The 13,044-nt window shown below is 69.0% G+C and carries 16 protein-coding genes; 9 read left to right on the forward strand and 7 right to left on the reverse strand.

Features of this window, described 5'->3' with window-relative positions; all coding sequences use genetic code 11:
• Nucleotides 1-4 precede the first annotated feature (4 nt).
• Entirely contained in the window at nt 5-631 is a 627-nt protein-coding gene (locus tag HLB44_RS13605; RefSeq protein ID WP_173123300.1) for an RluA family pseudouridine synthase, read from the reverse strand.
• A gap of 104 nt (nt 632-735) precedes the next feature.
• On the opposite strand from HLB44_RS13605, the gene HLB44_RS13610 reads away from it, so the two are divergent.
• Genes HLB44_RS13610 through HLB44_RS13625 form a run of 4 tightly spaced genes read left to right on the forward strand, consistent with a single transcriptional unit; the run spans nt 736 to nt 3,644 of the window.
• Entirely contained in the window at nt 736-1,215 is a 480-nt protein-coding gene (locus tag HLB44_RS13610) for a Spy/CpxP family protein refolding chaperone (RefSeq protein ID WP_173123302.1), read from the forward strand.
• On the forward strand, nt 1,187-1,669 hold the full coding sequence (locus HLB44_RS13615) for a methyltransferase family protein (protein ID WP_173123304.1): 483 nt from the start codon (nt 1,187-1,189) through the stop codon (nt 1,667-1,669). The genes HLB44_RS13610 and HLB44_RS13615 overlap by 29 nt, the downstream gene beginning before the upstream one ends.
• A gap of 14 nt (nt 1,670-1,683) precedes the next feature.
• Entirely contained in the window at nt 1,684-2,364 is a 681-nt protein-coding gene (locus tag HLB44_RS13620) for a response regulator transcription factor (protein ID WP_173123306.1), read from the forward strand.
• On the forward strand, nt 2,361-3,644 hold the full coding sequence (locus HLB44_RS13625) for a HAMP domain-containing sensor histidine kinase (RefSeq protein WP_173123308.1): 1,284 nt from the start codon (nt 2,361-2,363) through the stop codon (nt 3,642-3,644). Before HLB44_RS13620 ends, HLB44_RS13625 begins: the two co-directional genes overlap by 4 nt.
• On the opposite strand, the gene HLB44_RS13630 is transcribed toward HLB44_RS13625, so the two are convergent.
• On the reverse strand, nt 3,641-4,474 hold the full coding sequence (locus HLB44_RS13630; protein ID WP_173123310.1) for a DUF3047 domain-containing protein: 834 nt from the start codon (nt 4,472-4,474) through the stop codon (nt 3,641-3,643). The genes HLB44_RS13625 and HLB44_RS13630 overlap by 4 nt on opposite strands.
• Nucleotides 4,475-4,577: 103 nt before the next feature.
• Nucleotides 4,578-4,835, reverse strand: coding sequence for a hypothetical protein (locus HLB44_RS13635; protein ID WP_173123312.1), 258 nt, complete (start codon nt 4,833-4,835; stop codon nt 4,578-4,580).
• Nucleotides 4,836-5,232: 397 nt separating this feature from the next.
• Here HLB44_RS13635 and rsgA point away from each other — a divergent pair, with 397 nt between their 5' ends.
• On the forward strand, nt 5,233-6,324 hold the full coding sequence (gene rsgA, locus HLB44_RS13640; RefSeq protein ID WP_173123314.1) for a ribosome small subunit-dependent GTPase A: 1,092 nt from the start codon (nt 5,233-5,235) through the stop codon (nt 6,322-6,324).
• A gap of 57 nt (nt 6,325-6,381) precedes the next feature.
• A complete protein-coding gene (locus tag HLB44_RS13645) occupies nt 6,382-7,596 on the forward strand; it encodes a GGDEF domain-containing protein (RefSeq protein WP_173123316.1) in 1,215 nt (404 codons plus the stop codon).
• On the opposite strand, the gene HLB44_RS13650 is transcribed toward HLB44_RS13645, so the two are convergent.
• Nucleotides 7,590-8,789 carry a tryptophan--tRNA ligase gene (locus HLB44_RS13650; protein WP_173123318.1) on the reverse strand — a complete coding sequence of 400 codons (1,200 nt, stop codon included), beginning with the start codon at nt 8,787-8,789 and terminating at the stop codon, nt 7,590-7,592. The genes HLB44_RS13645 and HLB44_RS13650 overlap by 7 nt on opposite strands.
• 59 nt (nt 8,790-8,848) lie before the next feature.
• Here HLB44_RS13650 and purN point away from each other — a divergent pair, with 59 nt between their 5' ends.
• Nucleotides 8,849-9,481, forward strand: coding sequence for a phosphoribosylglycinamide formyltransferase (gene purN, locus HLB44_RS13655; protein WP_173123320.1), 633 nt, complete (start codon nt 8,849-8,851; stop codon nt 9,479-9,481).
• A 40-nt stretch (nt 9,482-9,521) separates the two neighbouring features.
• On the opposite strand, the gene HLB44_RS13660 is transcribed toward purN, so the two are convergent.
• Nucleotides 9,522-9,755 (reverse strand): DUF1653 domain-containing protein, encoded by a 234-nt coding sequence (locus HLB44_RS13660; protein ID WP_173123322.1) that lies wholly within the window; start codon nt 9,753-9,755, stop codon nt 9,522-9,524.
• Between the two features lie 24 nt (nt 9,756-9,779).
• Here HLB44_RS13660 and HLB44_RS13665 point away from each other — a divergent pair, with 24 nt between their 5' ends.
• Nucleotides 9,780-11,039, forward strand: a complete 1,260-nt coding sequence (locus HLB44_RS13665; protein ID WP_173123324.1) for an RsmB/NOP family class I SAM-dependent RNA methyltransferase — start codon at nt 9,780-9,782, stop codon at nt 11,037-11,039.
• A 144-nt stretch (nt 11,040-11,183) separates the two neighbouring features.
• Entirely contained in the window at nt 11,184-12,410 is a 1,227-nt protein-coding gene (locus tag HLB44_RS13670; RefSeq protein WP_173123326.1) for a DesA family fatty acid desaturase, read from the forward strand.
• Nucleotides 12,411-12,550: 140 nt separating this feature from the next.
• Here HLB44_RS13670 and rpmG read toward each other — a convergent pair whose 3' ends face one another.
• Both rpmG and rpmB read right to left on the reverse strand, forming a co-directional pair.
• A complete protein-coding gene (gene rpmG / locus HLB44_RS13675) occupies nt 12,551-12,721 on the reverse strand; it encodes a 50S ribosomal protein L33 (protein WP_058087945.1) in 171 nt (56 codons plus the stop codon).
• Nucleotides 12,722-12,745: 24 nt separating this feature from the next.
• On the reverse strand, nt 12,746-12,979 hold the full coding sequence (gene rpmB, locus HLB44_RS13680) for a 50S ribosomal protein L28 (protein ID WP_173123328.1): 234 nt from the start codon (nt 12,977-12,979) through the stop codon (nt 12,746-12,748).
• Nucleotides 12,980-13,044: the final 65 nt, after the last annotated feature.

Raw genomic sequence — 13,044 nt, forward strand, 5'->3', positions numbered from 1 at the left:
AGCGTCAGAACGGCACCGGGCTTTGCAGCTCGAGCGGCGTTCCGTCGGCCGGATGGGTCAGGCGCAGGCGGCTCGCATGCAGGAGCAAACGCGGTGCCGCGGCGGCGATGTCGGGCGGCGCATACAGCTCGTCGCCGATCATCGGATGGCCGATCGCCTGCAGGTGCACGCGCAGCTGGTGCGAACGGCCGGTCACCGGCTGCAGCGCGAGCCGCGTGCGGCAGCGTGTGGCGTCGCGCTCGAGCACCTGCCAGCGTGTCAGCGCCGGTTTGCCGCGTTGCGCGTCGACCACCTGGCGCGGCCGGTTCGGCCAATTGGCGCTCAGCGGCAGCGCGATCTCGCCGGCATCGTCGGCGAGCAGGCCGTCGACGATGGCGATGTAGCGCTTGTCGATCCGCCGCTCGGCGAAGGCAATCGACAGCGCGCGCTGCATCGCGGCGCCGCGGCCGAACAGGATCAGCCCCGAGGTCGCCATGTCGAGCCGGTGCACGATCAGCGCATCGGCGTGCTCGGCCTGCAGGCGCGCCGACAGGCAATCGGCATTCGCCGGCCCGCGGCCGGGCACGGCGAGCAGGCCGGCGGGCTTGTCGGCGGCGATCAGCGCAGCGTCGAGGTGGATCAGCGTCAGCATCGGTGAAAAGAAACGATACACGGCGAAACCGCGGCGAAAGGACGCGCCGGCCGCCGGCCGCGACGATGCCAGCCATCTTCAACGGTTCCCGAAAGGACCTCCCCATGCGACGCTGGCTCAAACGAACCCTGATCGGCGCCCTCGGCGCGACCTTCCTCGTCGGCGGCGGACTTGCCGCCTGCTCGCACCACCGCCACAGTCGTGCCCCGATGACCGACGCCGAGATCACCCAGCTGCGCGAGCGGGTGATGGACAAGGCCACCCGCGCCCTCGAGCTGGACGCCACGCAGCAGGCCAAGCTCGGGCTGCTCGCCGATGCGATCAAGGTGCAGCGCAGCGCACTGATGGCCGGCGGCGAGCGCCCGCGCGACACGCTGCAGTCGCTGGTGGCCGGCCCGCAGTTCGACCGCGCGAAGGCGCAGGCCTTCATCGAAGGCAAGACCGGCGCGGTGCGCGAACAATCGCCGGCGCTGATCGCCGCCTTCGGCGACTTCTACGACAGCCTGCGCCCCGAGCAGCAGCAGAAGCTGCGCGACTACATGAGCCGAGGCGGCCATGGCCACCGTCATTTCTGGCGCGGCTGAGCCCACGCGCGGCGCCGGCCTGTGGCCGCCGCATCTCGCCAAGGGCTTGATGCTGGCGGCGCTGCTGATTCACGCCGCCGTCTGGGGCCTCGAGGCGCCGTTCGGCCGCCTGCCGTCGGTCGGCGTTGCGATCGCGGGCGCCGGCGCGGGCTGGGTGCTGTGGGCCTGGTGGTGCCTGCGCCGCGCCGGCACGCCGGTGCTGCCGACGGCAGAGCCGCGGGTGCTGGTCGACGACGGCCCGTACCGCTTCGGCCGCCATCCGATGTACCTCGGCCTCGCGTTCATCATCACCGGCTGCGGCATCGCGCTCGGTTCGCCGCTGCTGGCGCCGGCGGCGGTCGCTTTCCTGCTGATCGTCGACCGGGTGCACATCCCGTTCGAGGAAGCCCGGCTCAAGCGCCGCTTCGGCGGTTGGTACAGTGACTACGCCGCCGACGTGCGGCGCTGGATCTGATCCTCCTCCGCCCCATGCACCGAGTCCTGCTGATCGACGACGACGAGCACCTGGCCGCGCCGCTGGCCGCGTACTTGAAGCGTTTCGACCTCGAGCTCGAATCGGCGCTGCGGCCGAGCGAGGGGCTGGCGCGGCTCGCCCAAGGCGGCATCGACGCGGTGATCCTGGACGTGATGCTGCCGGAGATGGACGGCTTCGCGGTCTGCCGCCACATCCGTCGCGACAGCGAGATCCCGGTGCTGATGCTGACCGCGCGCGGCGATGTCACCGACCGCGTCGTCGGCCTCGAGCTCGGCGCCGACGACTACCTGCCCAAGCCCTTCGAGCCGCGCGAGCTCGCCGCGCGGCTGCAGACCATCCTGCGCCGCATCCGTCCGGCGTCGGCCGCCGACGCGAGCGTGTTGCGCTTCGACGGCCTGCAGATCGACCTCGAGCGGCGCGAGGTGCGGCGCGAGGGCGAGGTGGTCGAGCTGACCGGCACCGAGTTCGAGCTGCTGCTGCTGCTCGCGCGCGAGCCGCACAAGGTCTGGCACCGCGACGACATTCTGAACCGGCTGCGCGGCCGCGATGCCGAGCTGTACACGCGCGCGGTCGACATCCTCGTCAGCCGGCTGCGGCGCAAGCTCGAGCCGCTGGCCTGCATCAAGACGCTGCGCAACGCCGGCTACACCTTCGCGCTGGCCCGCAGCCCATGAAGCGTCGCCTCGGACACTATTACCACCACCACGGCTGGCACAGGCGCTGGCGGCATTCGCTGCGCTGGCGCCTGGTCACGCTGTTCCTGCTGCTGGCGGTGTGCACGACGGTGGTTTTCGTCGGCGGCACGCGGCAGATGTTCAGCAGCGGCTGGCGCCAGCTGGTGCAGCCGCTGTTCCGCGACTACGTTGACCGGCTCGCGAACGAGATCGGTTCGCCGCCGGATCTCGCGCGGGCGCAGGCAATGGTGCAGCGGCTGCCGATCTCGGTGCGCATCGAGGGGCCGGTGGTCAACTGGGCCTCGCATGCGCCGCGCGGCCCGCAGGACACGCCGATCACGGCGATGCTGACGCGCACGACGGCCGACGGCCACGCGATCCGCTTCGGCATCGGCGCCTGGCACAGCGACGAGCGGCCGAAACGCGTCGGCTGGATGATGCTGGCCGGCCTGCTGCTGCTGTTGCTACTGGCCTACGCGTACGTGAGGCGGCTGTTCAAGCCGCTCGACGACATCCGCGCCGGCGCGCTGCGTTACGGCAAGGGCGACTTCAGCCGGCCGATCCCACTGCGCCGCAACGACGAGCTCGGCGATCTCGCGACCCAGGTCAACGGCATGGCCATCGGCCTGCGGCGTCTGCTCGATGGCCAGCGCGGGCTGCTGCTGGCGATCAGCCACGAGCTGCGTTCGCCGCTGACGCGGGCACGGCTGAATGCGGAGCTGGTCGCTGAAGGCGAGTCGCGTGACGCGCTGCTGCGCGATCTGGCGCTGATGCGCGATCTGGTCAGCGACCTGCTGGAAAGCGAGCGGCTGGCCGGCGGCGCGGCGGCGCTGCAGACCGAGCAGCTCGACCTGAACGGCCTGGCGCGTGACCTGGTCGCGCAGCAGTTCGCCGGCCAGGCGATCGAGCTGGTGCTCGACGACACGCTGCCTCTGCTGCTGCTGGACCGTGCGCGGCTGCAGATGCTGCTGCGCAATCTGCTCGACAACGCGCTGCGGCACAACACCGACGCCACGACGCCGGTGCGGCTGTCGACGCAGCTCGACGGGCTGGTCGTGCGCATCGTCGTGCGCGATGCCGGTCCGGGTGTCGACGAGGCGGACCTGCAGCGGCTCGCCCAGCCGTTCTACCGGCCGGATGCGGCGCGCAGCCGCAGTGGCGGCGGCGTCGGGCTCGGGCTCTACCTGTGCCGGCTGGTCGCCAGCTCGCACGGTGGCACGCTGGCGCTGCGCAATACGCAGCCGGGGCTCGAAGTGAGCGTCGAGTTGCCGCTGGGTTAAGTGCGCCCGGGCCGGCGCAGCACAATGTCGCCGTACCAGGCCTGCTGCTCGTGCTTCAGCGCATCGCTGTCTGTCAGCACGCCGACGCTGCTGATCATGCCGGGCGCCTCGCCGTAGACGCGGCGGTAGTCGGCGACGACGTCGCGCTCGTAATGCAGCCAGCGGCCGGCGCGCTGCGCACCGCTCTCGACCGTCAGGTAATGGATGCGCGAGCTGCGGTGGTTGCGCACCACCGATTCCGGCGGCAGCTTGGCGCACCAGACGTACATCAGCGTCGCGAACGGCAGGCGCTGGCCGGTGAAGAGCTCGACCTGGTCGAAGATCAGCCGGTCGCGCAGCGACAGCCGCGCCGGGTCGCCGTCGAAGGCCAGGATGATGCGGGCCGGGGCGTCGTCGTGCTCCGGCACGTCGACGCTGGCCAGCGACGGCACCTGCTGCACGCGCCAGCTGAACTGCAGCCGGGAGTGCTGGTGCGGGTCGATGCGCACGGGGCAGCGCAGTCCGGTCGCGCCGGCCTCTGCACGCGCGTGCAGCACCATGCGGTCGTTGTCGCGCACGACGTTGTAGCGCGTCGGCGGCTTGTCCTTGCGCAGCACGTAAGGCTGCCAGCCGGCCGGCGGCCGCGCCCCGGGGGTGGCGGAAGAGAACGGAGCGATCGAGTCGGGCAGCGCGTCCGGCGTGGCGACCGCACCGGCTTGCGGCAATGGTGCGCCCCGCTGGGCGCAGGCGCCAAGACCGAGCGCACCAAGACCGATGAGTTGACCGAACAGCGCGCGGCGCGCGCCGGGATGCCGATCGGATTCACCGATCGGCGGGTACTGCGGGGGCATGCAACATCCTTGAACTGCTACGGTTGGCGCCGCGGGCGCGGCGTTCACCGATGGACAAGGATGTTATCGGCCGTTGCTGACAGGTCATTGACCTGCCGGCCAATCAGTTGTCGCGGCTCTGCGAGCGGTAGACCGCGGCACGCAGGTCGGCCGCGAACCCGGGGTCCGAGGCTTCGATGCTGCGGGCCCAGGTCAAGACTTCCTCGGCGTTCTGCGGCTCGCTGCGAGCGCGCTTGAGTTGCCACTGGTCGACACGACGCAGGAAGTTGATCAGCGCCGCGGCGGCATTGCCGAACCACAACGCGCCACGCGGAGCCGTCAGGCGGGTGCTGCGGCCAAAGGTCATGGAGGCGGTAGACATGGTGTTGCTCCGAAAAGAACCGAAACCGGGTTGGTTTCGTGTTGCGGCGCAGTATAGGGTTAGTACTTACCGGCTATCTAGGGTTAACACCTAAATCAGGGATGAGCGTGAGGATTTCTCGGATCCGGCCCTGGATTGACGCCGATGTCGCGAGCACCGACACTCGCGGCCTTCTTCAACCCCCAGCCACAGGAGGCCGACGATGACTGCCATGGACATTGCCCCCGCCCCGTCGGCTGCACGCGCGCGTTTCTTCGCCCGCTGAAGAGCCTGTCCGGACACCGTCCGGATCGATCGCCGCGGCCTGGCGCCGCTGCCGCCGACCTCGTTTGCCGAACCCGCCGTGGCTGTTGCCCCGGCGCGGACCCTCATCGAGCATCGAACGGATCGATCCGACATGTTGGAATTTCTCGACTTCGAGGCGCTGCGCGGCATCGGGCTGCGCGCGCCCATCGTCCAGCAGCTGCACACGCTGACGCTGGACCCGACGGCACGCCTGCAGCGCGTCGTCGAACTGCAGCGTGAACACCTGCTGCTGCACGATGGCCATCAAACGCTGCGCGGCCGCCTGGACACCGCGCTGGTCAAGCTGCTGGACAGCGCGCATGACGCGGTGGCGGTCGGCGACTGGGTGCTGGCGCGGCCCGACCCACCGCTGGGCTGGCGCGTCTTCGACCGGCTGACGCCGTTGACGCAGTTGTCACGTCGCACCAACGACGGTCGCGGCAGCCCGCAGCGCCAAGTGCTGGTCAGCAACGTGGATGCCGCACTGCTGGTCATGGGGCTGGACCATGACTTCAACCTCCGGCGGCTCGAACGCTACCTCGCGCTGGTGCGCCTGGCCGGCATCGAGGCCGCGCTGGTGCTGACCAAGGCCGATCTGGTGGAACCGTCGCTGGTCGCGCGGCGCGCCGAGCAGGCGCGCGACTGCGCGCCGTCGAACGTGCCGGTGCTGGCGCTCGACGGCCGCGATCCGGGCGCGACGGCGGCATTGGGTGGGCTGCTCGGCGTGGGGCAGACACTGGTCCTGCTCGGCTCCAGCGGCGCCGGCAAGAGCACGCTGACCAATACGCTGAGCGGCCAGGTGGTCCAGTCGACGGGGCCCGTTCGCGAGGACGACAGCCGCGGCCGCCACACGACGACGACGCGCACGCTGCATCGCACGCCGGCGGGCGCCTGCATCATCGACACGCCAGGCTTGCGCGCGTTGCGGCTCGACGTCGGCGACGAGCAGGAGCTGCAGCAGGTCTTCGGCGACATCGCGCGCTGGGCCGCCTCATGCCGCTTTCGCGATTGCCGGCACCAGGCAGAACCGGGCTGTGCGGTGCGGGTCGAGGTGGCGCCCGAGCGGCTGCGCAACTTCCAGAAGCTGCAGCGCGAAGCGCGGCGCGATTCGCTGACGGCGCTGGAGCGGCGTGAGCAGGTCGCGCAGTGGAAGGCACGCGGTCGTGCCGCGGAGCAACGCCTGCGCGTCAAACGCTCGGGTTAGGGCGGGGCACTGGGCCGGGCGGGCGGCATACTGTGCTGCCGCCCGGCCGCCCGCGCCATGACCTTGCACATCCCGACCCTGATGCTTGCCTTGCTGCTGGGCTTCCTGCTGCTGACGCTGGAGCTCGGCGTGGCGCTGCGCCGGCTGCACAACCGGCCGGAGCTGCGCAGCTGGACGTGGGGCTGCTGGGCGCTGTTCGCCGGCTTCGCGATGCTCGCGGCGCGCGTGGTGGTGCCGGTGTGGCTGTCGATCGTGCTTGGCAACGGCTTGATCTGCCTCGGCATCCTGATGTACACGCGGGCGCTCTACCGCATGTTGCTCGATGCACCGCTGCCGCGTTGGCTGATCGCGGCCTTCGGCACCTCGGTGCTCGGCATCGTCGTGATGCTGTCGTGGCCGATGCACCAGCGCACGGCGATCGTGTCGATGTTCTTCGTCGTGCTGCTGGTGCCCGCGGTGGCAATCGTCGTGCGCCATGGCTGGAGTGCCGAACGCTCGCTGCGCACCGTCGCCGTGACGATGGGCCTGGCTGCGGTGGCGTTGGGGGTGCGCGCGGTGCACGCCTGGCTGAACCCGGGCGACTACACCGACCTGCTGCAGGCCAGCCTCGGCCAGGGGCTGACCTTCCTGATGTCCTTCCTCAGCATCATGGGTGCGGGGTTCGCGTTCGTGCTGGCCGTCTTCGAGCGTGTCGCGCTGCAGATGGAAAAGCTGGCGACGCACGACGGCCTGACCGGCTGCCTGAACCGCAGCACGATCGACGCGATGCTCTCGCACGCGCTCGAACGCGGGCGGCGCGATCGCTCGCCGGTGAGCTTCGTGCTGCTGGACCTGGACCACTTCAAGCTGGTCAACGACCAGCATGGGCACCGCACCGGCGACGCGGTGCTGCGCGCCTTCGCGCGCACGGTGCGCGAGCGCTTGCGCGCCTCCGATGTTTTCGGTCGCACCGGCGGCGAGGAGTTCGGCGTCGTGCTACCGGGCACCGATGCGTCCGGTGCGCGGCGGCTGCTCGAACAGGTGCGTGGCGCCGTCGAGGCGATGCAGGTGCGCGACACGATCGGCCATCCGGTGCGCATCACCGTGTCGGCCGGCCTCGCGGTGGCCGATCCCGCTTCACCGATCTCCGGTGATCGCCTCTACGGCCGTGCCGACCGCGCGCTGTACGAGGCCAAACATGGCGGACGCAACCGCGTCGAGACCTACTCGGGCGCCGAGTCCGGCTTCTTTGCGCAGGAAAAGGCGCCGGCGGGCGCCAAGGTCCCTCAGTAGTTGAGGCCCATCGCGTCGCGCACGTCCTTCATCGTCTGGCGAGCCACCGTGCGTGCCCGCTCGGTGCCCATCTCGACGATCCAGTGCACCTGCTTCGGGTTGGTCAGGTAGGCCTCGGCGCGATCGCGCCACGGCTGCTGTTCCTTCAGCACTGCATCGATCACCGGTTGCTTGCACTCCAGGCAGCCGATGCCGGCGGTGGTGCAGCCCTTGACAACCCAGTCGCGCGTCGGCTCGTCCGAGTAGACCTTGTGGAACTCCCACACCGGGCAGCGCTCGGGGTCACCCTTGTCGGTGCGGCGCACGCGCTGCGGATCGGTCGGCATGCGGCGGATCTTCTGCTCGACCTGCGCCGGCTCTTCGCGCATCGCGATCGTGTTGCCGTAGCTCTTGCTCATCTTCGCGCCGTCCAGGCCGGGCAGCTTGGTGACCTCGGTGTGCAGCGCCTGCGGCTCGGTCAGCACCGAGCGGCCACTGCCCTTCAGGTGGCCGAGCAGCAGCTCGGTGTCCTCGGGGCTCAGGGTCTCGGCCGCCTTGCGAACGATCGCCTCGCCCTTGGCCAGCGCCTCGGTGCTGCCGTCCTGGCCGAAGGCCTTGCGCTGCTTTTCGAAGTAGCGTGCGTCGTCCTTGCCAAGCTTGGCCTGTGCCGCGGCGACGCGGGCGTCGAAGTCGCTGCCGCGGCCGTACAGGTGGTTGAAGCGGCGCGCGACCTCGCGCGTCAGCTCGACGTGCGAGGCCTGGTCCTCGCCCACCGGCACGTAGGTCGCCTTGTAGATCAGGATGTCGGCCGCCTGCAGCAGCGGGTAGCCGAGGAAGCCGTAGGTCGCGAGGTCGCGGTCCTTCAGCTTCTCGATCTGGTCCTTGTAGGTCGGCACGCGCTCGAGCCAGCCGAGCGGCGTGCCCATCGCCAGCAGGGTGAACAGCTCGGCATGCTCGGGCAGGCGGCTCTGGATGAAGATCGTCGCCTTCTCGGGGTCGAGGCCGGCGGCGATCCAGTCGATCACCATGTCGTAGACGTTGCGCTCGATGACCTCGCGGTCCTCGTAGTGCGTCGTCAGCGCGTGCCAGTCGGCGACGAAATAGAAGCAGTCGTAGTCCTGCTGCAGCCGCACCCAGTTCTTCAGCGCACCATGGTAGTGGCCGAGGTGCAGGGCGCCGGTGGGGCGCATGCCGGAGAGTACACGGGGTCGCATGGCGGGGCTACGAAGCGGTCGAGCCGGCGATTCTCTCAGACCGTACACTGCCGCCCCTCATGAAGCGCATCGTCATCCTGATCTCCGGCCGCGGCTCGAACATGGAGGCCATCGTGAAGCGCTGCGCCGCCGAGAGCTGGCCGGCGCAGGTGGTGGCGGTGATCGCCAACCGGCCGGCAGCGAAGGGGCTGGAGTTCGCCGCAGCGCACGGCATAACGACGGCGGTGGTCGATCATCGCCAGCACGGCGTGCGGGCCGACTTCGACGCCGCGCTGGCCGCCTGCATCGACGGCTTCGCGCCCGACCTGATCGTGCTGGCCGGCTTCATGCGCATCCTCGGCGAACCCTTCGTGCAGCGCTACGCCGGGCGCCTGCTGAACATCCATCCGTCGCTGCTGCCGGCGTTTCCTGGCCTGCACACGCATCGCTCGGCGATCGATGCCGGCTGCAAGCTCGCCGGCGCGACGGTGCACTTCGTCACCACGCAGCTCGACCATGGGCCGATCGTCATGCAATCGGTCGTGCCGGTGCGGCCCGAGGACGACGAGGCCGCGTTGTCGGCCCGCGTGCTGGCGACCGAGCACGTGATCTATCCGCTGGCGGTGCGCTGGTTCGTCGAGGATCGCCTGCTGCTCGACGACCGCGGCCGCGTGCGCCACCGCGATGGTGCGTCTCAGCTGCTGATGGGCTGACGGCAGCGGGTCAGTTGCCAAATGGGCTGAAGCTAGCTGGTCAGGTGCCGATCGGCTGAAAGCGGCGCTGCTCGACGCCGTCGATCACCACGTTCTCGAAGAACATCGCATACGGCCGCACCCACAGCGCACCTTCGCCGTACAGCGGCCGGTACAGCACCATCGGCTCCAGCGTCTCGCTGTGGCGCACGACGCCGACCAGTTCATACTCCTTGCCGCTGTAGTGTCGATAACGTCCAACAGGAGCGGCAGGCAGCGGGGGAAGGTCGTCCATCGGGGCGGCTGGGATAATCCGGGCATGCATCCTACCGCCCTGCTGGACCTCGCCACCGAGCTGCTGCGCGCGCTGTCGAAGCTCGACGCACCGGCCGACGGCATCGTTTCGGCCTTCTTCCGCAAGCATCGCAACCTCGGCATCCGTGAACGCCACGCGTTGGCCGAGACCGCCTACGCCGTGCTGCGGCGGCGCCCGCTGTACCAGCACCTGGCGCAAAGCGGCCATGGGGCGCTCGAGCGGCGCCTGGCGATCCTGGCCTGGCAGGGGCAGGACAGCCTGCTGCGCGGCGCCCTGGGGCCCAGCGAGCTGACCTGGCGCAACCAGGTCCAGGCGCTCGACAGCGCGGGTTTCTCCGAAAAACTGCGCCACAACCTGCCCGACTGGCTGTCCGGTGCACTGCGCGCCCAGCTCGGCGACGAGGAATTCTGGGCGCTGGTCACGGCGCTCGACGCGCAGGCGCCATTGGACTTGCGCGTCAACACCTTGAAGCTGCGCCGCGACCAGGCGCAGCAGTCGCTGGCCGATGCCGGCATCGATGCGCAGCCGACACCGCATTCGCCCTGGGGCCTGCGCATTCACGGCAAGCCGGCGCTGAACAAGCTGCCGATCTTCATCGGCGGTGGCGTCGAGGTGCAGGACGAGGGCAGCCAGCTGCTGGTCTCGCTGCTCGATGCCAAGCGCGGCGAGATGGTCGTCGACTTCTGCGCCGGCGCCGGCGGCAAGACGCTGGCGATCGGTGCGGCGATGCGCAGCACCGGCCGGCTGTACGCCTTCGACGTCTCCGGCCACCGTCTCGAAGCGCTGAAGCCGCGGTTGAAGCGCAGCGGGCTGTCGAACGTGCACCCGGCGCAGATTGCCCATGAGCGCGACGATCGCATCAAGCGGCTCGCCGGCAAGATTGACCGAGTGCTGGTCGATGCGCCGTGTTCCGGCCTCGGCACGCTGCGCCGCAACCCGGACCTGAAGTGGCGCCAGTCACCGCAGGCGGTGGCCGAATTGCAGGCCAAGCAGCGCGCGATCCTCGACAGCGCGGCACGCTTGCTGAAGCCGGGCGGCCGGCTGGTCTACGCCACTTGCAGCCTGTTGACCGACGAGAACGAGCAGGTCGCCGGCGCCTTCGCCGAAGGCCACACCGACTTTGTGCCCTTGCAGGCCCGGGAATTGCTGGAACGTGCGCAGGTGGAGGGAGCGGCGGCCTTGGACCAGGGCGGTTACCTGCGCTTGTGGCCGCACCGGCATTCAACCGACGGCTTCTTTGCCGCAGCGTGGGAGCGCCGCTGAACGCTGCGCGGACTGCATGAAATGCGGCCCGCGGGCGAAAAAGCAAGTAATGACGCGGGTTTGCTAGGCAGTTTCCACACCTGGGACTAGCTGCCCCAAGCCTACAATCGCTGATCTGCCCAGGTACGGGCGGCAAGGTTGAATATGACGGTGATGACGACGCTGTGGGATACGCTGATCAGCTGGCTGGCCCATGGTTTGTTGGCCGAGGCCACCTGGTGGCAGATCCTGCTGTTCACGCTGATCACGACGCACATCACGATCTCGGCGGTGACGATCTTCCTGCATCGCGCGCAGTCGCACCGGGCGCTCGAGCTGCATGCGATTCCGTCGCACTTCTTCCGCTTCTGGTTGTGGCTGGGTACCGGCATGGTGACGAAGGAATTCGTCGCCATCCACCGCAAGCACCACGCGAAGTGCGAAACCATCGAAGACCCGCACAGCCCGCAGACCCGCGGCCTGAAGGCGCTGCTGCTGACCGGCGTCGAGCTGTACCGTGCCGAGTCGAAGAACCTGGAAACGATGGCCAAGTTCGGCCATGGTACGCCGGACGACTGGATGGAGCGCAACGTCTACTCGCGCTTCACCTGGCAAGGTGTCGGCCTGCTGCTGATCCTGGACCTGGCCTTGTTCGGCGCCATCGGCCTGACGGTCTGGGCGGTGCAGATGCTGTGGATCCCGGTCTGGGCCACCGGCGTCATCAACGGCATCGGCCACTACTGGGGCTACCGCAACTTCGAAGTGGCCGACGCGTCGACCAACGTGACGCCCTGGGGCATCCTGATCGGCGGCGAAGAGCTGCACAACAACCACCACACCTATCCGACCTCGGCGAAGTTCTCGGTCAAGCCGTTCGAGTTCGACATCGCCTGGGGCTACATCCGCGCGCTGGAGATGATGGGCCTGGCCAAGGTGCGCAAGACGGCGCCGCAACTGAAGCTGGGTGCGATCAAGCCGCAGGCCGACGCCAAGACGCTCGAGGCGATCATCGCCAACCGCTACGAGGTGATGGCCAAGTACGCGAAGGAGCTGCGCACGGCCTGTGCCGTCGAATTGCAGCACCTGAAGGAGCAGGGCGCGAAGAACAGCGTGCGCCTGGCCGACCTGAAGCTCGCCAAGCGCTGGTTGCACCGCGATGACGAGAAGATCCCTGAGGCCGTGCGCTCGCAACTCGCCAGCGCCGTGAGCGACAGCCCGAAGCTGGCCAAGCTGGTCGCGATGCGTGAGGAGCTGCGCCAGCTCTGGACCCGCACCAACGTCTCGGCCGAGCAGCTGGTCGTCGACCTGCAGGCCTGGTGCAAGAAGGCCGAGGCCAGCGGCATCGTCGCGCTCGAGCAGTTCTCGATGAAGCTGCGCGCTGCGCACGCCTGACGACTACGGGCGCTCCGCGCCGACAGCAACGGGCCCCGCGGGGCCCGTTCTTCATGGTGCGTTCGTTGTTGCGTTGGACTTTTTCGCGCCCAACAAAAAGCCCGCCTCGAAGGGCGGGCTCTTGAAGGGAAGACGCCGAATTACTTCAGCTTCACTTCCTTGTACGCCACGTGCTTGCGTGCCTTCGGGTCGAATTTCATGAATTCGAGCTTCTCGGGCGTGGTCTTCTTGTTCTTGCTGGTGGTGTAAAAGTGACCGGTACCCGCGGTGGATTCCAGCTTGATCTTTTCGCGTCCGCCTTTGGCTGCCATGGTGTGCTCCTGGTGTGCCGTTGATTAGAGCGCGCCCTTGGCGCGCAGATCGGCGATGACGCTGTCGATGCCGACCTTGTCGATCAGGCGCAGCGCGGCGCTCGAAATGCGCAAGCGCACCCAGCGGTTCTCGCTCTCGACCCAGAAGCGGCGGTACTGCAGGTTCGGCAACCAGCGACGCTTGGTCTTGTTGTTGGCGTGGGAGACATTGTTTCCCACCATCGGGCCCTTGCCCGTGACTTGACAGACGCGTGCCATGACGCTTCTCCAGACTCTTGACTGTTGCAGGCACGGCAACCAGAGCAGGGGGACTGAGATCGGTG

The sequence above is a fragment of the Pseudaquabacterium terrae genome, assembly GCF_013266755.1.
Lineage (GTDB): Bacteria > Pseudomonadota > Gammaproteobacteria > Burkholderiales > Burkholderiaceae_C > Pseudaquabacterium > Pseudaquabacterium terrae.